Genomic DNA, 26916 nt, shown 5'->3' with positions numbered 1-26916 from the left:
GTCCCTATAACCTTAGCAGGTTATATGATGAGCTTATTTGTTTGCCAAGGTGACTATCCATAAAGATAGCAACACCGTTTGGACAATCATACCCAACCGACCACACCCACCCCGGTGTGGCCGGTATAAAAAACTACTTCTTCTAAATTGCGCTCTTTGTTGCCACTACCGTGGAACAGGGAACGATACAAGTTATGCCTGATGACCATAGCGAGTTGGTACCACCCCTTCCCATCCCGAACAGGACCGTGAAACGACTTTGCGCCGATGATAGTGCTGCAACCAGTGTGAAAGTAGGTCATCGTCAGGCTTTTATTAAAAAACCCTCTGCACTTACCTGCAGAGGGTTTTTGCTTTGGGCTAACGGTTTTACGACTCGCGTGGTAGCCGCGTCGTAGATTTGCTCTTTGTACTGCCAATCATTGAACGAAAAAAAGCCGGTCAGCTTGCGCGACCGGCTTTCCTGCATCTGGACTAAAGACTGGGCTTAGAACGGATAAGCTACCCGCAGCACTGCGAAGTTTGCACCGCTATTCGGTTTCTTGATGCCGCCGTTGGAGAAGTGCTGCAGCTTGAGGCCGACATCGAGGCCATTGCTGAACACGTAGCCAGTGCCGATGTGATCGCCAAACTCAAAAGCGGTAGAAAAGCGGCGGCTATTGTTGTCATACAGATGCGACATCAGGTGCACGCCGATACCGGCTTCCCCATACAAGCCCTTTTTATCGTTGGACTGGAAACGGAACACCGGCGTGAAGCCGATATCAGTCAGGTTTTTCTTCTGGCCGGGAATATTCTGGTACTGGTTTTGACGGAACTCAGCCAGGCTCAAATCCCAATAGCCGCCGACCTGCGTGCTGCTGCCTTGCCACAAGGCCGTATTCCAATTCCATTGCGCGGCAACCCGGGCCAGCTGGCTCTTGTTCCCGGTGCCGAGTTCGAAGGACGCTGAGTCCACGGCAAAGCTGGTTGAGTGAACGCCAGCCAGCAGGCCGGCTGCGGCGAGGAGTTTGAGTCCGGTTTGTTTTTTTTGCATGAAAGACTTTCGAACGTAAAAAATAAAAAAAGCGAAACAAGTCGTCGCCGTATTCATATGGAAGGCCGCGCAGGCCGCTTATCCAACTTGCCGCGGCGCGCAGCTACAGCCCTAAAGAATAGTCGAAAATAGGGATTGTTGCCGAACTACGGGTAAATCCTGTCGTAAAACTGAGAATGCCAGCCGCGAATCAGCCAACGTAAGCCGGTTCGATCCTGCCCGGAACCTCAACCCGCAGCGACAGGATGCAGCCGGATGCGGGATATTTCTCCAGCTCCGCAGCACTGCGTTTTTCACGCACGCTGGTGATATACAGCGTACGCAAGTCCGCACCGCCAAACGCCATCATGGTCGGGCAGCGTACCGGCAGGATCACTTCCTGCAATACTTCGCCAGCGGGCGACAAGCGCAGCAGCCTGCCGCCCTCATACATTGCGCACCAATAGGCATCTTCACTATCCACCGCCGCGCCGTCAGGGCGGCCGCCGTAGTCGAGGGCGCTCTTGTCCATGGCGAACTGTTTCAGCACCCGGCCTGCGCCGATGTGCCCGCTGGCCAAATCAAATTCATAGCTGCAGATCCGGTGCGCCGTGGTATCGCTGTGATAAAGCGTACGGCTGTCGCCGCTGAAGCCAAGGCCATTGGACACGGTCACCGGATTGCCGGCAGGCCGCACGCTACCCTTTTCAATGGCGTAGAGCTGGGCGCCGGCGTGGTCGCGTGGTTCGTAGATAGTGCCGGCCCAGAAACGGCCGGCGGCGTCGCAGCGGCCATCGTTAAAGCGGGCGGTGGCTGTGTCGTAAGGAGCATCGGCGATGTGCGTGAGCTCGCCATTGTCTGTATTCAGATGGACTACGCAGGTGCGCATGGCGACGATCAGGCCGCCGCCTGCATGACGGCCGATGCAGCCGGGTTCGGCCGGGAGCTGCCACATCGCGTGGACGCCATCCGTGGGCCGCAGCCGATGCACTTGCATGGCCGAAATGTCGACCCAGTAAAGCGCAGCTTCGCCGGCGTGCCACAGCGGGCATTCGCCTAATTGCATAGGCTGGTCGAAGGCGATTTCAATTTGATTCATGAATATGGTCAATGAGGAGGGGCAGATGGATCGGGATGGAATGCGAGGACGGTCGTCCTGGCGCTGCCCTGGTACAAGGCCAGGGCAGCGCGATCATTACATTTTCTTCAGGCACGTTTCCGCCAGGTTGACCCAGTAGCTGGCGCCGATCGGCAGCAGGTCATCGTTGAAGTCGTAGCTGGCGTTGTGCAGGTTGCAGGGTCCGAGACCGTGGCCGCCATCCCTGTGTGCGCCTTCGCCGTTGCCGATGAAGACGTAGCAGCCAGGTTTGTTCTGCAGCATGAAGGCGAAATCCTCTGCGCCCATGGTTGGCTCCACCTGCGGATTGACATTGCCGTTGCCGACCATCGCCTGCAGCACTTCGACTACAAACGCAGTTTCCTTGGCGTGATTGACCAGCGGCGGATAATTGCGGTGGAACTTGAACTCGACTTCAGCGCCGAAGGCGGCCGCGGTATGCTGCGCGATTTCCCGCATGCGCGCTTCGATCACGTCCAGCACAGCTACCGAAAAAGTCCGCACGGTACCGATCAGCGTCGCTTCGTCGGGAATCACATTGGTGGCGCTGCCGCTGTGGATCTGCGTCACAGACAGGACCGCCGGATCGTTCGGATTGGTATTGCGCGAGACGATGGTCTGCCAGCTTTGCGCAATCTGCACCGCGACCATGACCGGGTCTATGCTCTTATGCGGCTGCGCGGCATGCGAGCCCTTGCCTTTGACGATCACCTCGAACTCGTTGCTGGAAGCCATCATCGGACCCGGCGTCACGCCGAAACTGCCGGCCGGCATGCCTGGCCAGTTATGCATGCCGAACACCGCTTCCATCGGATATTGTTCGAACAGGCCGTCGTCGATCATGCGTTGCGCGCCGCCGCCGCCTTCTTCGGCCGGCTGGAAAATCAGATAGACGGTGCCGTCGAAATTGCGATGCTGCGCCAGGTGGTGGGCGGCGCCAAGCAGCATCGCCGTGTGGCCATCATGTCCACAAGCGTGCATCTTGCCCTGATGTTGGGAGGCATGCGGAAAGGTATTCAATTCCTGCATGGGCAAGGCGTCCATGTCGGCGCGCAGGCCGATGGCGCGGTTGCTGCTGCCATTCTTCACGATGCCTACCACGCCGGTGACGCCCAGGCCGCGCACTATCGGAATCTGCCACTCGGTGAGTTTGCGGGCGACGACATCGGAAGTTCGTTTTTCTTCGTAGTTGAGTTCGGGATGCGCATGCAAATCTCGTCGGATTGCCTGCAGTTCCGCCTGGAAGGCGATGATGGGATCGATCAAATTCATGTTGTGCTCCTGATATGTGGCACGCCTTTTGCCTACAAAAATGGTGCATGGCGTAACGTCCAGAATGTGTATATTACGCCTACACGGTCCATCGGTGTTCACTCACAGGAGAGCATTATGCGTCTGATGTCATGGCCAGGAATGGGATTGCGTGTATTGCAGCTGGCTTTCTGCCTGCTGCTGCTGGCGCCGTTAGGCCCTCCAGCCGCGGCGCAGGAATTCAGGCTGGCGATGAGTTCGCCGCCGACGTCGATGGACCCCCACTTCTATAATTTATTTCCTAATATCAACGTTTCCGACCACATCTTCGAGCAGCTGGTCGCGATGGATGCCGACAGCCACATCATTCCCGCGCTGGCCGAGTCCTGGACCCTGGTGAACAACCTGACCTGGGAATTCAAGCTGCGCAAAGGCGCCAGGTTCCACGACGGCAGCCCGCTGACCGCGGAGGACGTAGCCTGGTCGCTGGACCGGCCGGCCACCATCGTCGGCAGCCCGGGAAAATTCGATACCTACACCAAAGCCATCATCAACAAGAAAATCATCGATCCGTACACGATCCAGCTCACCACCAGGGAGCCATATCCGCTGTTGCTGGCCGACCTGACCTCGATCTATATCGTCTCCAAGAAAGCGACCCAAGGCCTGAGCAGCGACGATTTCGCCAGCGGCAAGGGCATGGTGGGCACCGGGCCGTTCAAGTTCGTCAGATTCCAGCGCGACGACAGGATAGAGCTGGAGCGCAATGACGACTACTGGGGCAAGAAGCCGGCCTGGAGCAAGGTCACCCTGCGTTTCATCCCGAACGATGCGACCCGCCTGGCGGCACTGCTGGCCGGCGACGTGCAAGCCATCGAAAACGTGCCGACGCCGGACCTGGCGAAAGTCCGGGCAGATAAAAACCTGAGCTTTTATTCCAAGGTATCGCACAGGGTGATCTATCTGTACCCCGATACCCGCCGCGAAAAATCGCCATTCGTCACCGACAAGGATGGCAAGCCGCTCGACAAGAACCCGCTGATGGACGTGCGGGTGCGCCGGGCATTGTCGATCTCCATCAACCGCGACGCGATTCGCGACCGGGTCATGGAAGGATTGTCGGAACCGACCGTCAACCTGGTGCCGGCCGCCTTGTTTGGCCACAATCCGAATCTCAAGCCGCCCAAGTACGATCCTGAAGCCGCCAAAAAACTGCTGGCCGAAGCCGGGTATCCCAACGGTTTTGGCTTGACCTTGCATACGCCGAACAACCGCTACGTCAACGACGAAAAAATCGCGCAAACCATCGCCCAGATGTGGTCGCGCATCGGCATCGCCACCAAGGTCGAGGGCGCGCCGATGTCGGTGTATTCGGCGCGCGGCGCCAAGAGCGAATATTCGATCGGCCTGCTGGGCTGGGGCGCCCAGACCGGTGAAGCATCGTCGCCGCTGCGGGCGATGGCAGCCTGCGACAATCCCGCCAAGGGCATGGGAGCGGTCAACTGGCTGAAATACTGCAACCCGAAAATGGACGCGGTGCTGGCCAAGGCCCTCAACAGTGTGGACGACAAAGAGCGCTCCAGCCTGCTGCAGCAAGCCACGGCAATGGTCATCGACGACGGCGGCGTGATCCCGATTCACCAGCAAGTGACCACATGGGCCGCAAAAAAAGGTATCGTATATATCCCGCGCACCGATGAGCGTACCCACGCTTATCAGTTCTACCCCCAGTAAGGACCACGCGCATGTCCGCTCACCGAGGTGGCGAGCGGATTTTTTATGGATAAATCTAGGGTAAACGATGCTGGCTTTTATTATCCGCCGCGTATTGCAAAGCCTGGTCGTGCTGCTGGTGATGTCATTGCTGGTGTTTGTCGGGGTGTATGCGATCGGCAATCCTATCGACGTGCTGATCAGTCCTGACGCCGACCAGATCGAACGCGCCAAGGTGATCGTCGCCTTCGGTCTCGACAAGCCGCTCTGGCTGCAGTATTTCATCTTCCTGAAGAACGCTGTCGGCGGCGACCTGGGGCGCTCGTTCGCCTATTCGACGCCGGCGCTGAGCCTGATTTTCGAGCGCATGCCGGCCACGCTGGAACTGTCGTCGGCAGCGATCCTGCTGTCGGTCGTGCTGGGCTTGCCCCTGGGCCTGCTCGCCGGCTTGCGGCCGAACGGCCTGGTCGGTAAAACCATCATGGCGGTGTCCATCCTCGGTTTTTCATTGCCGACGTTCTGGGTCGGCCTGATGCTGATCATGGTGTTTGCGGTGCAGCTGGGCTGGCTGCCGACCAGCGGCCGCGGCGAGACGCAATTGCTGTTCGGCGTGCCGGTCAGCTTTCTCAGCTGGGACGGCCTGCGCCATCTGCTGATGCCGGCCTTCAACCTGGCGCTGTTCAACATCGCCCTGGTGATCCGGCTGACGCGCTCCGGCGCCCAGGAAGCGCTGATGCAGGACTATGTGAAATTTGCGCGCGCCAAAGGCTTGCGCAACAGCCGCATCATCGGTGTCCATGTCTTGAAGAATATCCTGATCCCGATCGTCACCGTGGTGGCGCTGCAGTTCGGATCGATCATCGCCTTTTCGATCGTCACCGAAACGGTATTTGCCTGGCCCGGCATGGGCAAGCTGATCATCGATTCGATCCGTGTGCTGGACCGGCCGGTGATCGTCGCTTACCTGCTGCTGATCGTCACCATTTTCATCCTGATCAACCTGGTGGTGGACATGCTGTATTCCCTGCTCGATCCTCGCGTGCGCCTGGCAGAAAGCAAAGGCTGAGATGGAGCCGACACCAATACCAGCACGCAACATGGCGGAAACGCCCTGGCAACGGTTTGTGCGCAATTTTTTTGGCAGCAGGATCGCTACTGCCGGTTTCGTGCTGCTGGCGCTGATCGTGCTGGCGGCGATATTCGCGCCCGTCATCTCGCCCCAGAATCCCTACGACCTGGCCAAGCTGGATGTGATGGACTCGCGCCTGGAACCAGGGCAGGCGTCGGTCGACGGCAGCATGACCTATCTGCTCGGCACCGATGACCAAGGCCGCGACATGCTGTCGGCGATCTTGTACGGGATACGCATCTCGGTGATGGTGGGCGTGGTCAGCACTATCATTGCCCTGTCGCTGGGCTTGACGCTAGGACTGCTTGCCGGTTACGCCGGAGGCCGCATCGAAGCATTCATCATGCGGGTCGCGGATATCCAGCTATCGTTCCCGCCGATCCTGATCGCATTGATCCTGCTGGCATTGACCGGACGCGGCATCGACAAGATCATCATCGCGCTGGTGGCGGTACAGTGGGCCTATTACGCGCGCACCGCGCGCAGTGCGGCGCTGGTGGAACGGAAGAAGGAATACATCGAAGCCGCGACCGCGCTTGGCCTGTCGCCGTTACGCATCATGTTCCGCCATCTGCTGCCCAATTGCCTGCCGCCGCTGATCGTGGTGGCCGCCTTGCAGGTGGCGTCTGCGATTTCGCTGGAAGCGACCCTGTCTTTCCTCGGCCTCGGCTTGCCGATTACCGAACCTTCGCTTGGCTTGCTGATCGCCAACGGCTTCCAGTACCTGCTGTCCGGAAAATACTGGATCAGCGTGTTTCCCGGCATTGCCCTGCTGGTGACCGTGGTGACCATCAACCTGGTGGCGGACCAGTTGCGCGATGTCCTCAATCCGCGCCTGCAGACGCAATAGGACCGATATGGACACGACACTGACCGTCAATAACCTGCAGACCCAGTTTGTCACCCGCGCCGGACTGGTGAAGGCGGTCGACCAGGTTTCGTTTTCCGTCAAGCGCGGCGAGATCATGGGCCTGGTCGGCGAATCCGGATCCGGAAAATCGATGACAGGTTATTCCATCATGGGCCTGGTCGATGCGCCGGGAAAAATCGTCGCCGGTGAAATCCTGCTGCAAGGCCGCGACTTGCGCAGCTTGCCGGCGGAGGCCATGCGCAAGATCCGCGGCAACCGGATCGCCATGATATTCCAGGATCCGATGATGACATTGAACCCGGTGCTGCGCATCGACACCCAGATGATGGAAGCGGTGCGCGCGCACCAGGACGTCAGCCGGATGGTGGCGCGCGAGATGTCGCGCGAAGCGCTGGTGCGGGTCGGCATTGCGTCGCCGGATGAACGCCTGCAGGCATATCCCCACCAGTTTTCAGGCGGCATGCGGCAACGGGTGGCGATTGCGATTGCCTTGCTCAACCAGCCTGACCTGATTATCTGCGATGAGCCGACCACGGCGCTGGATGTGACGATACAGGGACAGATCCTGTACGAGATGCAGAAACTGTGCCGCGAATCCGGCACGGCCCTGATCTGGATCACTCACGATCTGTCGGTGGTGGCCGGGCTGGCGGATACCGTATCGGTGATGTACGCCGGCCGCATCGTCGAAAGCGGCTCGGTGCAGCAAGTGCTGGAGCATCCGCGCCATCCTTACACCCACGGCCTGATCGCCTCGGCGCCGTCGCGCAACCCGCGCGGCCAGCCGCTGCAGCAGATCCCCGGCATGACGCCGTCGCTGCTGAACCTGCCGGAAGGCTGCGCATTCCGCACGCGCTGCGCGCATGCCACCGTTGAATGCGCGCAGACGCCGCAATTGCGCGAGGTCGAGCAGCGCATGTTGCGCTGCTGGCATCCATTACGGGATAGCGTGGCGGAGGTCGTGCCATGAACCAGGCCGCCGAACAAAATAGGGAGCAGGCGGCGCCGGCTGCCAACCTGCTGGAACTGCAGGCGGTCAGCAAGCAGTTCGTCAAGACGCTCGACAGCGCGGCCAGGATCGCCAACCTGTTCGGCGCCGGCATGCAGCAGGAAGTGGTGCATGCGGTGGACGAGGTGAGCCTGGGCATCAAGCGCGGCGAGGTGGTCGGGCTGGTCGGCGAATCCGGTTGCGGCAAATCGACATTAGGGCGGATGGCGGTCGGTTTGCACAGCCTCACTGCCGGCACGCGGTTATGGAAAGGCGAGTCGCTGGAACAGCTGGATGTTGCCGAAAGGCGCAAGAAGCAGCTGGCGATCCAGATGATTTTCCAGGACCCCTACGCCTCGCTGAATCCGCGCATGCGGGTGCAGGACATCGTCGGTGAAGCGCCGCTGGTGCATGGCATGGTTGATGCATCGCAGCAGCGAGACTATGTGGAAAACCTGTTGCAGCGGGTAGGCCTGGATGGCGCCATGCTGCGTCGTTTCCCGCACCAGTTTTCCGGCGGCCAGCGCGCCCGCGTGGGCATTGCGCGCGCACTTGCGGTCAAGCCTGAGTTCCTGGTCTGCGACGAGGCGGTGGCGGCGCTGGACGTATCAATCCAGGCCCAGGTGCTGAACCTGTTCATCAAGCTGCGCGACGAGCTGGACCTGACATACTTGTTCATCAGCCATGATCTCGGCGTGGTGCGCCATTTGTCAGACCGGGTGGTGATCATGTATCTTGGGCGTATCGTTGAGTCGGCTGCCGCCGATACGGTATTTGCCCGCGCCAATCATCCGTATACCCAGGCGCTGCTGGCATCGGCGCCCAAGCTGGAAGTCCGCCGCACGGAATTTTTTGCGGTAAAAGGAGAAATCCCGTCGCCGCTGCACCCGCCTTCGGGTTGCCATTTCCATCCGCGCTGCCCGCATGCGATGCCGCGCTGTAAAGTAGAAAAGCCGGCCTTGAAAGAAGTCGGCGCCAAACATTTTTCCGCCTGCCATCTCAACGATGGCCTGGCATAGAGGACAGGATATGAACACTACCGCATCGACTCCTTCGGCTGACGTCATGGCCATGATAGAACGCCTGATCGCGTTCCAGACCGTATCGCGCGATTCCAACCTGGGATTGATCGAGTGGACGCGCGATTACCTGGCTGGCCTTGGCGTCAAGTCGCGCCTGACCTACGACGCCAGCGGCAAGAAAGCCAACCTGTTTGCCACTCTGGGCGAAGGCCCGAAACCTGGCCTGATCTTGTCCGGCCACACCGACGTGGTGCCGGTCGAAGGCCAGGCCTGGGACAGCGATCCGTTCAAGGCGACCATCAAGGACGGCCTGCTGTACGGTCGCGGCTCCGCCGACATGAAAAGCTACATCGCCACGGCCTTGGCGCTGGCGCCGCAATTCCTGGCTGCGAACATGGCGGCGCCCTTGCATTTTGCGCTGTCGTACGACGAGGAAGTGGGCTGCATCGGCGTGCAAGGCTTGATCAAGGATTTGCAGGAGCTGGGGCTGAAGCCGGCGGCCTGCATCGTCGGCGAACCGACCACGATGCAGCCGATCATTGCGCACAAGGGCACGCATCGTTTCCGCTGTTGCGTCCGCGGCCGCGAAGCGCATTCCAGCTACACCACCATGGGCGTCAACGCGATCGAGTATGCGGCGCGCATCATCGTCTACATCCGCCAGATGGCAGACAGGTTTGCCCAGCTGGAAACGCGCGATTACGGTTTCACCGTGCCTTACACCACCATGCAGACCGGCCTGGTCCAGGGCGGACTGGCGGCGAATATCGTGCCCAAGGACTGCAAATTCGACTTCGAGGCGCGCACTATGCCGGGCATCGATGTTGAACGCCTGTACCGGGAAATCCAGGATTTTGCCGCCACGCTGCTGCCCGAAATGCAAAAGGTGGAGCCGAATGCCGCCATCGACTTTGAATGGCTGGCTTCCGCTCCCGGCCTGAACATGCAGGAGAGCGACGCCGTGGTGCAGCTGGCGGCGGCGCTGGCGCGCAACAAGCCGAACGGCGCGGTTTCCTACGGCACCGAGGCCGGCCTGTTCCAGCGCGCCGGCATTCCTACCGTGATCTGCGGCCCGGGCAGCATCGAGCAGGCGCATCGGCCGAACGAGTTCGTGGCGCTGGAGCAGCTGGTGCAATGCGAAGCCTTCATGCTGCGCCTGATGGATCCAGAGATGCAGTTGCCCGCTGCAAAGCAGGCCTAAGCCGTCAAATGCAGCTTGTTTGGGCGGATTTTGCTAAAGTAGCGGATTGAAGCACCTTGGTTCCAATGACATTATGACTACTGCTACCGTCCGTGCCGCTTGCCCGCACGATTGCCCCGATACCTGCGCGCTGCTGGTGACCGTCACCGATGGCGTCGCCACCGAAGTGCGCGGCGATCCGGATCACCCGACCACGGCCGGCGTGCTGTGCACCAAGGTCGCGCGCTACACCGAACGGACTTACCACAAGGACCGCCTGCTGCATCCGCTCAAGCGGGTCGGCAACAAGGGCGAAGGGAAATTCGTACAGATCAGCTGGGACGAAGCGATCACGACGATTGCCGGGCGGCTGGGCCAGATCGCTGCGCGCAATCCGCAAGCCATCCTGCCGTACAGCTACGCCGGCACCATGGGCCTGGTGCAGGGCGAGTCGATGGCGATGCGTTTTTTCAACCGCATCGGCGCTTCGCTGCTGGACCGCACCATCTGCGCCTCGGCCGGCGGCACCGGCTACAAATATACGATAGGCGCCAGGATCGGCACCGATCTCGAACAGTTCCAGAACGCCAAGCTGATCCTGATCTGGGGCGGCAACCCGATTGCTTCCAACCTGCATTTCTGGATGCGCGCGCAGGAAGCCAAGCGGCGCGGCGCCAAGCTGATTGCGATCGATCCCTACCGCTCCCTGAGCGCCGACAAATGCCATCAGCACATCGCCTTGCTGCCCGGGACGGATTCGGCCCTTGCGCTCGGCATGATGCACGTGCTGATCGCGGAAGACTTGCTGGACCATGACTACATCGCGCAATACACGCTGGGTTTCGAGCAGCTGAAACAGCAGGTTTCGAGCTGGACGCCGCAGAAGACTGCCGACGTGTGCGGCATCAGCGCCGACGAAGTGCTGGAACTGGCGCGCAGCTACGGCGGCGCGGCGCTGCGCGGCGAGGCGGCGGCGATTCGCGTCAACTACGGTTTGCAGCGCGTGCATGGCGGCGGCATGGCGGTACGCAACATCACTTGCCTGCCGGCGCTGGTCGGCGCCTGGCGCCATGCGGCAGGCGGCGTGCAGCTGTCGACCTCGGACAGCTTTCCAAAGAATAACCAGTTCCTGCAGCGTCCCGATTTCCTGACCCGGCAAGGACTGGCGCCGCGCACCATCAACATGAGCACCATCGGCGACGATCTGCTGCGCGAAGCATCGCCGGAGTTCGGGCCGAAAATTGAAGCGCTGATCGTGTACAACTCGAATCCGGTAGCCGTCGCGCCCGAATCCGGCGCCGTCGCCCGCGGTTTTGCGCGGGAAGATTTATTCACCGTGGTGCTGGAGCATTTCCAGACCGATACCGCCGACTATGCCGACATCGTGCTGCCGGCGACCACCCAGCTGGAACACGTGGACGCCCACTCGGCCTACGGCCACTTGTACATGCTGGCGAATAACGCCGCGATCGCGCCGCTGGGCGAAGCCAAGCCGAATACCGAAATATTCCGCCTGCTGGCGGCACGCATGGGCTTCGACGACGCCTGCTTCCGCGAAAGCGACGACGAAATCGCAGCACAGGCATTCGACCGGAAAAATGAGCGGGCGATCCATTTCGATTGGGACGCCCTGAAACAAAAAGGCTGGCAAAAACTGAACGTGCCGGATGCGCCGTTCGCCAACGGCGGCTTTCCGACGCCGTCCGGCAAATGCGAATTCTATAGCGCGCAAATGCTGAAAGACGGGCTCGATCCGTTGCCGGCTTATATCGCGCCGTATGAATCGCTGGCCAGCAATCCGGAGCTGGCCAGGAAGTACCCGCTGGCGATGATTTCGCCGCCTGCGCGCAATTTCCTCAACTCCAGTTTCGTCAACGTGAAGAGCCTGCGCGACACCGAAGGCGAGCCGCACCTGGACATGCATCCGGCTGACGCCGAGGCAAGAGCCCTGGCCAGCGGCGACACCGTGCGCATCTATAACGACCGCGGCAGTTTCAACGCCAGGCTGAGAGTGACCGACAAGGCGCGGATCGGATTGGTGGTGGGCTTGTCGATCTGGTGGAAAAAAATGGCCAGCGACGGCAAGAACGCCAACGAGGTAACCAGCCAGCGCCTGACCGACATGGGACGGGCGCCGACCTTCTACGATGTCCTGGTGGAAGTGGAAAAAGCGCCCGCATGAATGCGCGGCTGCCCACGGTCCTGCTGCTCGCCGTGCTGGCGGCCGGTTGCGCCCAGCTTGCCTATTACGGGCAGGCGGCGAATGGCCAGTTCTCCCTGCTGGACCGGGCTCATCCGGTTGACGAATGGCTGGCCGATCCGAGCGTCGATGCCGGCCTCAAGGCCAAGCTCAGGCTCACCAAGCAGATCCGCCGCTTCGCGGTAACCGACCTGGACCTGCCGGACAACCGCAGCTATACCGAATATGCCGACCTGCAGCGGCGCTTCGCCTTGTGGAATGTGATCGCGGCGCCAGCCTTGTCGCTGGAGCCCAAGCAATGGTGTTTTCCGATTGCCGGCTGCGTCAACTACCGCGGTTATTTCAGCCAGGACGCTGCGAAAAAATTCGCCGCCAGCCTGCGCCAGCAAGGCTACGACGTGCAAGTCAGCGGCGTGCCGGCTTACTCCACGCTCGGCTGGTTTAACGATCCGTTGCTGTCGACCTTTATCCGCTATCCCGACGGCGAGCTGGCGCGCCTGGTTTTCCACGAGCTGGCGCACCAGACGGTGTACGCCAAGGACGATACGCAATTCAACGAATCGTTTGCCACCACGGTCGAGCAAGTCGGGGTCGAGCGCTGGCTGGCGGCGGTTGGCAGCCAAAAGACGCGCGACGCCTACGTCCAGTTTGAAGGACGTAAGGAGCAGTTCCTGGCGCTTCTGTTGCAGTATCGGCAGCGGCTGGCAAGCAACTACGCGAGCGGACTCAGCGATGCGCAAAAGCTGCAGCAGAAGGCGGCGCTTTTCCTCGCCCTGCAAGCGGATTACCAGGTGCTCAAGGTAAAGTGGGGCGGCTACGCCGGCTACGACCACTGGTTCGCCGAACCGTTGTCGAACGCCCATCTGGCGCTGGTGGCGACCTATTACGACCTGGTGCCCGGTTTCAAGGCTTTGCTGGCCCAGCAGCAGACCCTGAAGAAATTCTATGCGGCGGTCGCCGGGCTGGCGGCGCTCAGCAAGGAAGAAAGACATCGGCGGCTGGAAGAGCTGGCGAAATCCCGGCCCACATAAATTTATCTTGGTTACAATGTCAAGATGACATTTAACGCCGACCTGCACCGCAGCACGCTGAAACTGCCGAACCGCCTGGCGCGCAACGGCAGCGGGGTATATGACAGTGCGCTGGAAATGAGCGTGCTGGACGCCGGCCCGGAATACGGCCGCGGACCGCGCGACCAGCAACCCACCATGGTGTTCATCCACGGCTTCGGCGGCCGCGCGGCGTACTGGGAATACCAGCTGGAACAGTTCCAGCTCGACTACCGGGTGATTGCGCTCGACCTGCGCGGCCACGGCTACAGCGATGCGCCGACGGCGGCTGAAGGCGCCAGCTATGACGTGCCGGAACTGGTCGCCGACATCGCTGCCGCGCTGGATCAGCTGGAAGTTCCGCAGCGTTTCATCATGGTCTGCCATTCCTTCGGCGGCGCGCTGTCTGCCTATTTCCTCAAGCAGTTTCCGCAGCGCGTGTCGGCGCTGGTCATGATCGCCTCGGCGGCGCGCTTCCGCCTGCGCCTGGCCGGCCGCATTGTGCTGCGCATGCCGCCGCGCATATTCGATATGGTGCGCAAGCTGATGCCGTATGTCGGCATCACCGCGGCCCGCATTTATCCGCCGTCGCACGTGGTCTATCTGCAAAACCGCAATGCCTTGTTGCCGTGGGACGGCAGCGAATGCCTGCGCGCGATCACGGTGCCGACGCTGGTGATCCTCGGTCACCGCGACATCCTGTTCGATGAAGCCGCTTACAAGGAAGTGGCGCACCTGATTCCGGGCGCGGAAGAGCTGGTGGTGCCGGTATCCGCGCACCAGGTGATGGTAGAGCGGCCCGATGCGGTGAACCGCGCCATCCAGCGCTTCCTGCAGATGCAGTCCGATCCGTCCGAGCTGGCGGAGCGGCGGGCGCGGCAAAAAGCCGAACGGCGCGCCGCCCGCAAACAGCTCGAGGCCGAACGCCCGTGGCTGAAATTCTATGATGCCCGCACGCCATACCGCATCAAGATGCCGACCGTGGCCTTGCCGCGCTTGCTGGAAGCGACCGCCAGGCGCTTCGGCAAGACCACGGCGCTGTCTTACCGCGGCGGCAAGATCGACTGGCGCGAACTGGACCGGCAAGCCAACCGGTTTGCCCATGGCTTGCTCGACATGCGCATCAAGCCCGGCGAGCGGGTCTTGCTGGCCTTGCCGAACATACCGTCGTTGGTGATCGCCTATTTCGGCATCCTCAAGGCCGGTGCGGTCGCGGTGCTCAGCGATGCCGCCACGCCCAAGGAAATCCTGCTGGCGCGGATCGCGGATGCCGGCGCCGTGATGCTGGTGACCACCACCGACCGTTATGATGAATTGCGCGACGAACTACAAAGCGACCGCCGTGCAGCCGGTTTGCGGCGCGTGATATTCGCGTCGATGATCGATCACATGGGCTGGCGCGAAAAACTGAAATTCGCCGCCTTGCACCATGTACAGGAAGGGCATTGGCTGCCCTGGTTCCGCCAAGACAAGCAGCATCGCCGGCATGAGCGGCGCTACCTGAAATTCAAGCAGGTGCTGGGGCGCGGCTCGGTCGCGCCGACCGAGCTGGCGCAGGATGTCGGCGATATCGCGGTGGTGGTTTACACCTACGGCGCCAGCGGCACGCCGCTGCCGGTCGCGCTGTCGCACCGCAGCCTGGCGTCGAACGCCTTGCAGCTGCGCCATTGGCTGCCGGAATCGCGGCCCGGCGACGAACGCTTCCTGGCGCAGCAATCCTTGGCCAGCGCTTACGGGTTGACCGGCTTGCTGCACCTTGGGGTTTATCTCGGTGCGACCCTGATCCTGCTGCCGGGGGCGGAGCTGGAGCCCTTGTTAAAGACGGTCAAGAAGATGCGGCCGACCTATTTCCCTACCACGCCGCGCATGGTGCGCGAACTGGCGCACACGCCGGGCATACGGCGTTACGGCCTGGCGTCGATCCGGGTGTGCGCGGTCAGCGGCTCGCCGCTGGCCCAGGAAATCCGCGAAGAATTTGAAAAGCTGACACGCGGCTGCCTGGTCGAAGCCTATGGCCTTACCGAAGCATCGCCGGCGGTGCTGGCCATGCCGCTGGCGGCGCGCCGCATCCAGGGAGTGGTCGGCATACCGTTGCCGGACACGGAAGTGAAAGTGGTCGACCTGGATACCGACGCTGAGTTGCCCAGCGATACCCTGGGGGAGTTATGGGTGCGTGGGCCGCAGCTGTTCTCGGGCTACGACCATGGTCCTGCCGGCGCCGCCGGACAGGGCGCATCGGCCTTGAACCTGATTGCCAGGAAGATAAGCAAGGAACGCCTGCACGATGGCTGGCTGGCCACCGGCGATGTCGCCAGCATCGACGAAGACGGTTTTGTTTCCATCATCGACCGCAAGAGTAATATGGGGATACGGGGCGGGCAGCGCGTGTTTCCGCGGCAGATCGAAGAGGTCTTGTTTGAGCACCCCGCGGTGGCGGTTGCCCATGTGAAATGGAGTCCGGACGAGGAGGGCGTCCAGCACCTGCGGGCCGAGGTTTTGTTGCATCACAATATGAAGCTTGGCGCCGATGATTTGCTCAAATATGCATCAAAACGCTTGCATGCCAGCGCTTTGCCCGATAGCATCGCGGTAGAACAAAAAAATACAACCGTGCTTTTTTAGCGGGTCACCAGTACTATCCCCTATCGGCGTGTTTTCTTCCATTGAAACAAGCCAAAAAAACAATGCATTTATAACAAGCAGAGACTAAAGGCAGAACATGGATAAATTTTGGCTCAAATCGTATCCTGAAGGCGTAGCTCCCGAGATTGACTACTCCCAGTACCAGTCGCTGGCGCAGCTGCTGGAAGAGGCGTTCCAGAAATACGCGTCGCGCAACGCCTACGCCTGCATGGGCAAATACCTGACGTATGCCGAGGTTGACCAGCTGTCCCGCAAGGTCGGCGCCTGGCTGCAGGGCAAGGGTCTGGAAAAGGGCGCGCGGGTCGCCATCATGATGCCTAACGTGCTGCAATATCCGGTGGCGATCGCCGCCATCCTGCGCGCCGGTTATGTCGTGGTCAATGTCAATCCTCTGTACACGCCGCGCGAGCTCGAGCATCAGCTGAACGATTCGGGCGCGGAAGCCATCTTCATCCTCGAAAATTTCGCCACTACCTTGCAGCAGGTCGTCGCCCGCACCAAGGTCAAGCATGTGGTGGTCGCCAGCATGGGCGACCTGATGGGCGTCAAGGGCCTGGTGGTCAACCTGGTGGTGCGCCACGTCAAGAAAATGGTGCCGAGTTTTTCCCTGCCTGGTTCGGTGCCCTTCAACAGCGTCTTGTCGCAGGCGTCTTCGCTGCAGCTGAAGCCGGTGACGCTGACGCCGGAAGACACCGCCTTCCTGCAATACACGGGCGGCACTACCGGCGTCTCCAAGGGAGCGACGCTGTCGCATCGCAACGTGGTGGCCAACGTGCTGCAGGCTGAAGCCTGGCTTACGCCCGGCTTGACCAATGGCCCGAAAATCGAGCAGCTGGTGTTTGTCTGCGCCTTGCCGCTGTACCATATCTTCGCGTTGACGGTGTGCGGCATGCTCGGCATGCGCGAGGGCGCCCTGAACCTGCTGATCCCGAATCCGCGCGACATCGCCGGCTTGATCAAGGAAATGTCGAAATACCAGATCAACACTTTCCCTGCGGTCAATACGCTGTACAACGCCTTGTTGAACCATCCCGATTTCGCCAAGCTGGATTTTTCCGGCTACCGGGTCTGCGTCGGCGGCGGCATGGCGGTGCAAAAAGCGGTCGCGGACAAATGGAAAGAAATCACCGGCTGCCCCATCATCGAAGGTTACGGCTTGTCGGAAACTTCGCCTATCGCTTGCGCCAATCCATGCGACATCAAGGAATACAGCGGCACCATCGGCTTGCCTTTGCCGTCGACTGAAATCGCTATCCTGGACGACGCCGGCAATCCGGTAGCCCTGGGCCAGCCTGGCGAAATCGCGATCCGCGGCCCGCAGGTCATGCGCGGCTATTGGAACCGCGACGACGAAACCGCCAAGGTCATGACCGCCGACGGCTTTTTCAAATCCGGCGATATCGGCGTCATGGACGAACGCGGCTACACCAAGATCGTCGACCGCAAGAAAGACATGATCCTGGTGTCCGGCTTCAATGTGTATCCGAACGAGGTCGAAGGCGTGGTAGTGCAGCATCCTGGCGTGCTGGAATGCGCTTGCGTCGGCGTGCCGGATGAACATGCCGGCGAAGTGGTGAAGATTTTTGTGGTGCGCAAGGACCCGTCGCTGACCGCGGAACACCTGATGGCTTATTGCCGTGAACAGCTGACCGGCTACAAGCGGCCGAAATACATCGAGTTCCGTACTGACCTGCCGAAGACTAACGTCGGCAAGATCCTGCGGCGCGAGCTGCGCGACGAAAAACCGGCCGAGCAAAAGCAGGCGGCCTGAGATTTGGAATAAGTGGCGTCTTGCCGGAGGCCACGGTTCCAAAGTGAAAACCCCGGATGTGCGAGAAGCGCATCCGGGGTTTGTTTTTTTTGGGGACAGGCGGCGACGGGGCGTGCCTTCAGTCTCCGTTTACCACTCGGCGAAGCTGCCGTCTTTATGGCGCCAGATCGGATTGCGCCAGCGATGGCCGACGGCGGCCCGTTCCTTGACATATTCCTCATTGATTTCGATGCCCAGTCCCGGCCCTTGGGGAATGGTCACGTAGCCTTTGTCGTAGGCAAAGACTTCAGGGTTCTTCACATAGTCGAGCAAGTCGTTGCTCTTGTTGTAGTGGATCCCCAGGCTCTGTTCCTGGATGAACGCGTTATACGACACCGCGTCCACCTGCAGGCAGGCGGCCAGGGCAATCGGGCCGAGCGGGCAGTGCAGCGCCACGGCGACGTCATAGGCTTCGGCCATGGTGGCGATCTTGCGCGTTTCGGTGATGCCGCCGGCGTGCGAGACATCGGGCTGGATGATATCGACATAACCTTCGCTCAGGACGCGCTTGAAATCCCAGCGCGAATACAGCCGTTCGCCCAGCGCGATCGGAGTGCTGGTCAGCGGCGCCAGTTCTTTCAGCGCTTCGTAGTTTTCGCTGAGCACGGGCTCTTCGATAAACATCAGCTTGTAAGGCTCCAGCTCCTTGACCAGGATCTTCGCCATCGGCTTGTGCACGCGGCCGTGGAAATCGACGCCGATGCCGATGTGCGGACCGACCGCCGCGCGCACTGCGGCGACGTTGGCCAATGTCGCTTCCACTTTTTCATAGGAATCGACGAATTGCAATTCTTCGGTGCCATTCATCTTCACCGCGGTGAAGCCGCGCGCCACGGCATCCTTGGCTGCCGCCGCGGTGTCGGCCGGGCGGTCGCCGCCGATCCATGAATAGACGCGGATGCTGTCGCGTACCGGGCCGCCCAGCAACTGGCTGACCGAGACGCCGAGCGCCTTGCCCTTGATATCCCACAGCGCCTGGTCGATGCCGGCCAGCGCACTCATGTGGATGGCGCCGCCGCGGTAGAAACCGCCGCGGTACAGCACGGTCCAATGGTCCTCGATATGGCGCGGATCCTTGCCGATCAGGTAGTCCGACAGTTCTTCGACGGCCGCCGCCACGCTATGCACGCGGCCTTCGACCACCGGTTCGCCCCAGCCGACCACGCCTTCGTCGGTTTCTATCTTCAGGAAACACCAACGCGGCGGTACGATGTAAGTGGTCAGTTTGGTGATCTTCATTAATCTCGTCTCCTGTTCAATTTTTTATTTCTGGCGTTTGCGCTGTTGCCGAAGCCGCTTGTATCGCGCACCATGCCGCGACAAACCTGTTGCCGTTCTGGCCGACCTGCTCGGCGCTCAGGCCGGGTTTGTACAGCGCCGACCCCAGGCCGAATCCGGAAGCGCCGGCGCTGGCAAATGTTGCCAGATTTTCCGGCGTGATGCCGCCTACCGGCAATAACGCCACTTCGCGCGGAATCACCGCGCGCCATGCCTTGACTACGTTCGGCCCCAGCTGCTCGGCCGGGAACATTTTCAAGACGTCGGCGCCGGCAGCCAGCGCGGCGAATGCTTCGGTTACCGTGGCGACGCCAGGCGCGCAAGCCAGCCCGGCCTGCTTGGCGGCAGCGATCACCGCCGGGTCGCTGTGCGGCATGACGATGATCTCGCCGCCGGCGCGCTTGACTTCCGCCACCTGGCCGGTGCGCAAGACGGTGCCGGCGCCGACCACGCAATCGGCCGGCAAGGCGTTGCGCAAGATGCGGATGCTGTCGAAAGGCTGGGGCGAATTGAGCGGCACTTCAATGATCCTGAAGCCGGCTTCGTAGAGTTTCAAGCCGATCGCCGCCACTTCATGCGGCTCGACGCCGCGCAGGATGGCGATCAGCCCGCATTGTTTCATTGCATTTATCAACATGGTGGTTTCCCGATATTCTCGCTGCTAAGCATGTTTCAATAGTCCCGCCGTCAGCGCCAGCTGCCACAGGCCGCGTTCGGTGGCTTCGGCCACCACCTCGACTGCGCCAAAACCATAGGCGTGCAGCACTTGCGTATAACGTGCGCACAAGCCGGCTTCGCCTACCAGCATCACTTGGGAAGGCTGCCGTCCCTGGCTGCGCAGCATGGCTTGCAATGCAGCGATTTCATGGCCGATCAGCAGTCCCGACAGGTATTCGCGCTGGCCGGGACCGTCCAGCACGCCGGTCAGCCCCAGCGTGCGCGTACTGAATATGGTCGACAATACGCCGGCCTGGCCGGCCGCGGTTTGCGCCACCAGGGCACCGCGCTCGAAGGCACGCCGTCCGGCTTCCGCATCGCCGCCGTCGGCCTGCATGCCGCGTCCAAGGATGGTATGCCCAGACAAGGCGGCAAAAACTTCGCCGGTCATGAACGTATCAAAATGCGCCAGCTGGCTTTGCGCGCCCGAGCGCCGTATCTGTACCCACTTGGAATGCGTGCCGGGCAGGCCGACCAGGATATCCTGGCCGGAGGCATCGGATTTGCCGCTGCCGGCAAGGGCATTGAGCACGCCGACCACCTGGGTCTCCTCGCCGCGCATGACGTTCGGCAGCATGGAATTTTCGATCAGGCCCGGCACCAGGTGAATCAGCTGTCCGTGGCGATTGCGCAGCGTACTCAAGCTGCCGCCGATGCGGTCGACGGCAATCGGCACTTCCAGGTACGGAACCTCGCGCCATCCCTGGCGGCTGCCGACCATGCCGGCTGCGATCACCGGTGTACCCGGAGCAGCGCGCAGCCAATCGCCGCAGGCTTGCTCGAAAGCGGCTTCGAAACCGCTTTCGCCGTCGCCGCCGGTTTGCGGCAATTGCATTACGCCGCAGGGGAGGGCGCGCAATTCCAGCGTCTGGCCATGCGCTCCGAGCCGGTAGGCGCGGAGCGATGAAGTCCCCCAGTCGAGGGCGATCAAGTGCGTTGGATGCAGTGCAGGCGGCATGGGTCGGTTAACTTCAAAAATTGCGGGCAGGATCTGAGCATCCCGCGATGTGGCGTACTTTATTCCTGCCGCAATTTTCTGTCAATATATGATATTATGTCCCAATATATGGGATATAAGTTATTTTTTGACAGGTTCCAATCATGCGCAAATTACAGGACTCGGCAGAGTCGCATGGCCACGTGGGCGAGCAGGCCGCCGCACCGACAGGCACCCAGACCTTGACGCGCGGGCTGGCCGTATTGCAGGCGGTAGCCGGCGGCGCGCGCGATCTGAAACAGATCGCGCAGATGCTGGGCACCACCCGCAGCACTACCCACAGGCTGGCCAACTGCCTGGTGCAGGAGCGCTATCTGCGCTTTACGCCGAACGCGGGTTATGTGCTGGGCCCCAAATTGATCGAACTGGGTTTCCAGGCGCGCGAAGAAGTCTCGCTGAGCATAGTGGCGCGGTCCTACCTGGAGCGGCTGGCAGAACAGTCGGGCGACACTATCCACCTGGCGCTGCAGGACGGCGACGATGTGCTTTACCTGGACAAGATTCCCGGCAAGAAGGGGCTGGAAATGCGTTCGCGCGTGGGGCACCGGATGCCGATCGCCACTACCGGCGTCGGCAAGGCATTGATGCTGGGCATGGACGAAGAGGAATGGAAGAGCCTGTACCAGAAGCGCAGCACCGCTGCCGCCAACCATGCTGCCGGCTTGTTGCCCAAGCGGAGCTGGACCGAGTTTCGCGACCAGATGCGCGAATATGTCAAAGGCGGTTACGCCTTCGACCTGGAAGACAACGAGCCGTCGATACGCTGCGTGGCGGCGCCGATCTACGACGCCACCCACGCGATTGTCGCCGCCATCAGCGTTTCCAGCACGCTGCCTTATATGCCGCTGGAGCGGATGCAGTCATTGATCGCTGTCGTGCAGGCCGCGGCGGCCGGCATTTCCAGCGAGCTTGGCGCAAATCAGGAAGCGAGTCAGGAAGCGAGCGGCGGCAGCTGACGCGGCTTGCGCTGCGCATCCGTGGCGACATAGGTCAGCGTCGCTTCCGTCACCTTCACGACTTCTGTCTGCAGCCGATTGCGTTCGGCATACACCTCGACGTTGACGGTGATCGAGGTATTGCCGACCTTGACTATCTCGGCGTAAAACGACAGCAGGTCGCCGACAAACACCGGCTGCTTGAACAGGAAGGAGTTCACGGCAATCGTGGCGACCCGGCCGTTGGCGCGGCGCGTGGCCGGCAGCGAGCCGGCAATGTCGACTTGTGCCATGATCCAGCCGCCGAAGACGTCGCCGTGCACGTTGGCGTCGGATGGCATCGGCATCACCCGCAGCTGCGGCATGGTGTCGGGTGGCAATTGATTGTTGTTTTGATCAGTCATCGATTATTTCCCCTGAGAGCTACAATTGGTTTTGTATCCGTAGCTTAAACCATTCTTTAAGATTGTCACCTTATGCGCCACCATTCTTCCACGTCGCCAGAGCCCGCCGCAGCCGCCGGCAGCGGCCAGCCAAAGCGCAGCGACTGGGCCACGCTCAAGACCTTGCTGCCTTACCTTTGGACCTACAAGTGGCGCGTCTCGCTGGCGCTGCTGTTCATGCTGGGCGCCAAGCTGGCCAATGTCGGCGTGCCGCTGGTGCTGAAGAAGCTGGTCGACAGCATGACCATCACGGCCAGCCATCCGCAGGCGATGCTGGTGCTGCCGCTGGGAATACTGGTGGCTTACGGCGCGCTGCGCCTGAGCACCACCTTGTTCACGGAGTTGCGCGAGTTCGTGTTCGCCCGCGTGACGCAACGCGCGGTGCGCACCATCGCCCTGCAGGTGTTCCGCCACCTGCATTCGCTGTCGCTGCGCTTTCACCTGAATCGCCAGACCGGCGGCATGACGCGCGACATCGAGCGCGGTACGCGCGGCATTTCGTCGCTGGTGTCGTACGCGCTGTTCAGCATCTTGCCGACCTTGATCGAAATCTCGCTGGTGCTCGGTTACCTGGTGCTGCACTACGACATCTGGTTTGCCGGCATCACCGTGGTGGCGCTGGTCAGCTACATCTTTTTTACGGTGACCGTGACCGAATGGCGCACCCATTTCCGGCGCACCATGAACACGCTCGATTCGAGCGCCAACACCAAAGCCATCGATTCGCTGATCAACTACGAAACCGTCAAGTATTTCGGCAATGAGGAATACGAAGCACGGCGTTACGACGACGGCCTGATGCGTTATGAGACCGCCGCGGTGAAATCGCAGACCTCGCTGTCCTTGCTCAATACCGGCCAGTCGCTGATCATCGCCATCGCGGTGACGCTGATCCTGTGGCGCGCCACGCAGGGCGTGATCGACGGCAAGATGACGCTGGGCGACCTGGTGCTGGTCAATTCCTTCATGATCCAGCTGTATATCCCGCTCAATTTCCTTGGCGTCATCTATCGCGAAATCAAGCAAAGCCTGGCCGACATGGAGCGGCTGTTCCACCTGCTCGATGAGAACCGCGAGATCGCCGACGCCGCCGAGGCGCGGCCGCTACTGACCGGCGGCGCGCAAGTGCATTTCGCGCATGTCGATTTCAGCTACGAGAGCAAGCGCCAGATCTTGTTCGACGTCGATTTCACGATAGCCGCAGGCACCACCACCGCGGTAGTCGGCCACAGCGGTTCCGGCAAGTCGACCTTGTCGCGGCTGCTGTTCCGTTTTTACGATATCAACGCCGGCCGCATCACGATCGACGGCCAGGATTTGCGCGACATCACGCAGGCTTCGCTGCGCCAGGCGATCGGCATTGTGCCGCAGGATACCGTGCTGTTCAACGACAGCATCGAGTACAACATCGCTTACGGCAAGCCGGGCGCCAGCAAGGCCGAAATCATCGCGGTCGCCAAGGCGGCGCATATCCATGATTTCATCGAGTCGCTGCCGGACGGCTACGATTCGATGGTGGGCGAGCGCGGCTTGAAATTGTCGGGCGGCGAAAAGCAGCGGGTGGCGATCGCCCGCACCCTGCTGAAAAATCCCGCCGTGCTGATTTTCGACGAGGCCACTTCGGCGCTCGATTCGAAATCCGAACAGGCGATCCAGGCGCAGCTGAAAGAAATCGCCAAGGACCGCACGACACTGGTGATTGCCCATCGCTTGTCGACCATCGCCGATGCGGCGCAGATACTGGTGCTGGACCACGGCCACATCATTGAGCGCGGCACCCATGCGCAGCTGCTGGCGGCGGGCGGCGCATATGCGCAGATGTGGCAGCGCCAGCAGGCGCATCCGGACGAGGTGGAAAGCCCGTCGCCGGAAGCCGGCGACGGCTACCCTGAAAACGTGGTGCGCATGGTGTAGGAGTACAACGCTCATGCAGATTGTCGTCCGCGGGTGCGCCAATTTCCTATGCCGCCGCTGCCGACTCGCGTTACGATAGCGGCATGGAAAGCAAATGGTTAGAAGACTTCATTTCGTTGGCGGAAACCCATAGTTTCAGCCGCTCTGCAGAATTGCGTCACGTCACGCAGCCGGCCTTCTCGCGCCGCATCCAGTCGCTGGAGGCATGGCTGGGCGCCGACCTGATTGACCGTACCTCCTATCCGACGCGGCTGACGGCGGCCGGCGAGGTCTTTTACGAGCAGGCGCTGGAGATGCTGGGCCAGATCAACAACGCTCGTGCGCTGATGCGCGGCAAGCGCCCGACAGCATTGAGCACGGTCGATTTTGCCGTGCCGCATACCTTGTCGCTGACCTATGTGCCGCGCTGGATCCGTTTGCTGGAAGGCGGTTTTGGCCCGCTCAATACGCGCCTGCTGGCCTTGAACGTGCATGACGCCGTGATGGCCATGGTGGATGGCGGCTGCGACCTGCTGCTGTGCTATCACCATCCGCGCCAGCCGGTACAGCTCGACACCGGCCGCTACGACCTGATCACCTTGGGCAGCGAGGTGCTGCGCGCCTATGCCCATTGCAACAAGGCCGGGGTGCCGGACTATGTCTTTCCCGGCAGCGCCGGCGCGCCTTTGCCGTTCTTGTCCTATACCAGCAACGCCTACCTCGGGCGCATGGTGGAACTGATCCTGGCCGACGCCAAGAAGCCGCTTTACCTGGAAAAACGCTACGAGACGGATATGGCGGAAGGCTTGAAAATGATGGCGCTGGAAGGACACGGCGTGGCGTTCCTGCCGGAGTCCGCGGTGACCCGCGAAGTCAAGCTGAAACAGCTGGCCAGCGTCGACCACAACGCGCCGGAATGGGAAGCCACCATGGAAATCCGCCTGTACCGTGAACGTCCTACCGTGCAAAGGCCGGGCAAGCCGGTGGTCGCGCGGTTGTGGGCTTACCTGCTGCAGCAGCAGGAAAACGCCGCCAAGGAAGCAGCCAAAAACGCCAAACGCAAAACACCGGCGGCGCTCGCATAAACCCTGGAACCGCCAGGTTCCAGGCGCCGGAAGCTGCGCGAAAAGTTTATTGCCATGTGGTAATTGTATTTTTTGATATCAATGCAAAAAATGCATAGTTACATGCGCACAAAGCATTGGCTTTGCCCTATGCCGTTGTCCTACGATTCGCCACTAGATCGATTTCGCCCCCGCTGTCAGTACCCCTGTCGTCCTAATCCAGGGGGCCGGTCTGCAACTTCCAGGAGCGCGCAAAAATATGACTATCAAGCACGAAGTTCCATCCTATCTCACGCAACATGGCATCGGCCCATGGGGCGACTATCTCGAACAAATCGATCGCGTAACACCTTACCTCGGCAACCTGGCCCGCTGGGTCGAAACCATGAAGCGTCCGAAGCGGATGCTGATCGTCGACGTCCCTATCGAACGCGATGACGGCACCATTGCCCACTTCGAAGGCTATCGCGTGCAGCACAACACCTCGCGCGGCCCGGGCAAGGGCGGCGTGCGTTTCCACCAGGACGTGACCCTGTCCGAAGTGATGGCCCTGTCGGCCTGGATGACGGTCAAGAACGCCGCGGTCAACGTGCCGTACGGCGGCGCCAAGGGCGGTATCCGGGTTGACCCGAAGACCTTGTCGCAAGGCGAACTGCAACGCATGACGCGCCGCTATACCAGCGAGATCGGCATCATCATCGGCCCTAACAAGGACATCCCGGCGCCGGACGTCAACACCAACGAACAAATCATGGCCTGGATGATGGATACCTATTCCATGAACCAGGGCAGCACTGCATCGGGCGTCGTCACCGGCAAGCCGATTTCACTGGGCGGCAGCCTGGGACGGCGCGAAGCCACCGGCCGCGGCGTGTTCGTGGTGGGTTGCGAAGCAGCGGTCAAGCGCGGCCTGGATATCCACGGCGCCAAGGTTGCGGTGCAGGGTTTCGGTAACGTCGGCGGCATCGCCGCGCGCCTGTTCTCGGAAGCCGGCGCAAAAGTGGTGGCGGTGCAAGACCATATCTCGACCGTGGTGCGATCCAGCGGCCTCGACGTCGCGGCGCTGCAAGCCCACGTCAATGAAACCGGCAGCGTTGCCGGTTTCAAGGGCGGCGAAGAAATCAGCGACCGTGCGCAGTTTTGGGCTGTCGATTGCGATATTTTGGTGCCTGCTGCTTTGGAGCAGCAAATCACCGTGGAGAATGCGCCGACCATCCGCGCCAAGATCATCCTGGAAGGCGCCAACGGCCCGACCAGTCCGGCTGCGGACGACATCCTGCATGAAAAGGGCGTGCTGGTAGTGCCTGACGTGATCGCCAATGCCGGCGGCGTGACGGTAAGTTATTTCGAGTGGGTGCAGGATTTCTCCAGCTTCTTCTGGACTGAAGATGAAATCAACCTGCGCCTGACCCGCATCATGCGCGAAGCGTTTACCGCGGTCTGGCAACTGGCTGAAGAGAAGAAAGTATCGTTGCGCACCGCTGCATTTATTGTTGCCTGTACCCGTGTGTTGCAAGCGCGTGAAATGCGTGGTTTGTATCCTTGATTGATGTTGCGTTATAGTCGGGATGTTTTGCGCGCGCTCAAGCTGCTGCCCGGCT

At 61.1% G+C, this 26916-nt stretch carries 21 protein-coding genes and 1 rRNA gene; 15 read left to right on the top strand and 7 right to left on the bottom strand.

Going from position 1 to position 26916, the window contains the following annotated elements; translation table 11 throughout:
* Positions 1-197 precede the first annotated feature (197 nt).
* A 5S ribosomal RNA gene (rrf, locus tag BM062_RS12265) occupies positions 198-310 on the top strand.
* Between the two features lie 177 nt (positions 311-487).
* On the opposite strand, the gene BM062_RS12260 is transcribed toward rrf, so the two are convergent.
* The 3 genes from BM062_RS12260 to BM062_RS12250 form a co-directional block, all read right to left on the bottom strand.
* A complete protein-coding gene (locus BM062_RS12260) occupies positions 488-1036 on the bottom strand; it encodes an acyloxyacyl hydrolase (RefSeq protein WP_092397195.1) in 549 nt (182 codons plus the stop codon).
* Between the two features lie 190 nt (positions 1037-1226).
* Entirely contained in the window at positions 1227-2114 is an 888-nt protein-coding gene (locus BM062_RS12255) for an SMP-30/gluconolactonase/LRE family protein (protein WP_092397193.1), read from the bottom strand.
* Positions 2115-2210: 96 nt separating this feature from the next.
* Positions 2211-3404 carry a M20 aminoacylase family protein gene (locus BM062_RS12250; RefSeq protein WP_092397165.1) on the bottom strand — a complete coding sequence of 398 codons (1194 nt, stop codon included), beginning with the start codon at positions 3402-3404 and terminating at the stop codon, positions 2211-2213.
* A gap of 141 nt (positions 3405-3545) precedes the next feature.
* On the opposite strand from BM062_RS12250, the gene BM062_RS12245 reads away from it, so the two are divergent.
* The 10 genes from BM062_RS12245 (at position 3546) to BM062_RS12200 (ending at position 17949) form a co-directional block, all read left to right on the top strand.
* Positions 3546-5117, top strand: coding sequence for an ABC transporter substrate-binding protein (locus BM062_RS12245; protein WP_092397163.1), 1572 nt, complete (start codon positions 3546-3548; stop codon positions 5115-5117).
* A 67-nt stretch (positions 5118-5184) separates the two neighbouring features.
* Positions 5185-6162: an ABC transporter permease gene (locus BM062_RS12240; protein WP_092397161.1), complete on the top strand. Its 978-nt coding sequence runs from the start codon at positions 5185-5187 to the stop codon at positions 6160-6162.
* A 1-nt stretch (position 6163) separates the two neighbouring features.
* Complete coding sequence (locus tag BM062_RS12235; RefSeq protein ID WP_092397159.1) at positions 6164-7075, top strand: ABC transporter permease; 912 nt, start codon at positions 6164-6166, stop codon at positions 7073-7075.
* Positions 7076-7082: 7 nt separating this feature from the next.
* Positions 7083-8066, top strand: coding sequence for an ABC transporter ATP-binding protein (locus tag BM062_RS12230; protein WP_092397157.1), 984 nt, complete (start codon positions 7083-7085; stop codon positions 8064-8066).
* The gene (locus BM062_RS12225; RefSeq protein WP_092397155.1) at positions 8063-9103 is read left to right on the top strand and encodes an ABC transporter ATP-binding protein; all 1041 of its coding nucleotides are present in this window, start codon (positions 8063-8065) and stop codon (positions 9101-9103) included. The genes BM062_RS12230 and BM062_RS12225 overlap by 4 nt, the downstream gene beginning before the upstream one ends.
* 10 nt (positions 9104-9113) lie before the next feature.
* On the top strand, positions 9114-10307 hold the full coding sequence (gene argE, locus BM062_RS12220; protein ID WP_092397153.1) for an acetylornithine deacetylase: 1194 nt from the start codon (positions 9114-9116) through the stop codon (positions 10305-10307).
* Positions 10308-10380: 73 nt separating this feature from the next.
* Positions 10381-12468, top strand: coding sequence for a molybdopterin-containing oxidoreductase family protein (locus tag BM062_RS12215; protein ID WP_092397151.1), 2088 nt, complete (start codon positions 10381-10383; stop codon positions 12466-12468).
* A complete protein-coding gene (locus tag BM062_RS12210) occupies positions 12465-13517 on the top strand; it encodes an aminopeptidase (protein ID WP_092397149.1) in 1053 nt (350 codons plus the stop codon). Before BM062_RS12215 ends, BM062_RS12210 begins: the two co-directional genes overlap by 4 nt.
* Positions 13518-13541: 24 nt before the next feature.
* Positions 13542-16157 carry an alpha/beta fold hydrolase gene (locus tag BM062_RS12205; protein ID WP_092397147.1) on the top strand — a complete coding sequence of 872 codons (2616 nt, stop codon included), beginning with the start codon at positions 13542-13544 and terminating at the stop codon, positions 16155-16157.
* Positions 16158-16254: 97 nt separating this feature from the next.
* Positions 16255-17949, top strand: coding sequence for a long-chain fatty acid--CoA ligase (locus BM062_RS12200; RefSeq protein ID WP_092397145.1), 1695 nt, complete (start codon positions 16255-16257; stop codon positions 17947-17949).
* Between the two features lie 129 nt (positions 17950-18078).
* Here the strand turns inward: BM062_RS12200 and dgoD are convergent, their stop codons facing one another.
* Genes dgoD through BM062_RS12185 form a run of 3 tightly spaced genes read right to left on the bottom strand, consistent with a single transcriptional unit; the run spans position 18079 to position 20941 of the window.
* Positions 18079-19227, bottom strand: a complete 1149-nt coding sequence (gene dgoD, locus BM062_RS12195; protein WP_092397143.1) for a galactonate dehydratase — start codon at positions 19225-19227, stop codon at positions 18079-18081.
* Between the two features lie 16 nt (positions 19228-19243).
* Positions 19244-19903, bottom strand: coding sequence for a 2-dehydro-3-deoxy-6-phosphogalactonate aldolase (locus tag BM062_RS12190; protein ID WP_092397141.1), 660 nt, complete (start codon positions 19901-19903; stop codon positions 19244-19246).
* A gap of 24 nt (positions 19904-19927) precedes the next feature.
* Positions 19928-20941: a 2-dehydro-3-deoxygalactonokinase gene (locus BM062_RS12185; protein WP_175500975.1), complete on the bottom strand. Its 1014-nt coding sequence runs from the start codon at positions 20939-20941 to the stop codon at positions 19928-19930.
* A 143-nt stretch (positions 20942-21084) separates the two neighbouring features.
* Between BM062_RS12185 and BM062_RS12180 the strand changes: the two genes are divergently transcribed.
* Positions 21085-21936, top strand: a complete 852-nt coding sequence (locus BM062_RS12180) for an IclR family transcriptional regulator (protein ID WP_092397137.1) — start codon at positions 21085-21087, stop codon at positions 21934-21936.
* Here BM062_RS12180 and BM062_RS12175 read toward each other — a convergent pair.
* Positions 21912-22319, bottom strand: coding sequence for an acyl-CoA thioesterase (locus BM062_RS12175; protein WP_014007961.1), 408 nt, complete (start codon positions 22317-22319; stop codon positions 21912-21914). The two genes, BM062_RS12180 and BM062_RS12175, sit on opposite strands and share 25 nt — an antisense overlap.
* A gap of 72 nt (positions 22320-22391) precedes the next feature.
* Between BM062_RS12175 and BM062_RS12170 the strand changes: the two genes are divergently transcribed.
* From BM062_RS12170 to BM062_RS12160, 3 genes are all read left to right on the top strand, one after another.
* Positions 22392-24272 (top strand): ABCB family ABC transporter ATP-binding protein/permease, encoded by a 1881-nt coding sequence (locus tag BM062_RS12170; protein WP_092397135.1) that lies wholly within the window; start codon positions 22392-22394, stop codon positions 24270-24272.
* 83 nt (positions 24273-24355) lie between these two features.
* The gene (locus tag BM062_RS12165; protein ID WP_092397191.1) at positions 24356-25336 is read left to right on the top strand and encodes a LysR family transcriptional regulator; all 981 of its coding nucleotides are present in this window, start codon (positions 24356-24358) and stop codon (positions 25334-25336) included.
* Positions 25337-25574: 238 nt separating this feature from the next.
* Positions 25575-26861 carry a Glu/Leu/Phe/Val family dehydrogenase gene (locus BM062_RS12160; protein ID WP_092397133.1) on the top strand — a complete coding sequence of 429 codons (1287 nt, stop codon included), beginning with the start codon at positions 25575-25577 and terminating at the stop codon, positions 26859-26861.
* Positions 26862-26916: the final 55 nt, after the last annotated feature.

The organism is Collimonas sp. OK412, assembly GCF_900112135.1.
Classification (GTDB): Bacteria; Pseudomonadota; Gammaproteobacteria; order Burkholderiales; family Burkholderiaceae_D; genus Collimonas; species Collimonas rhizosphaerae.
The sequence above is the reverse complement of the archived record's forward strand: the minus strand, read 5'-3'. Positions and strand labels throughout refer to the sequence as shown.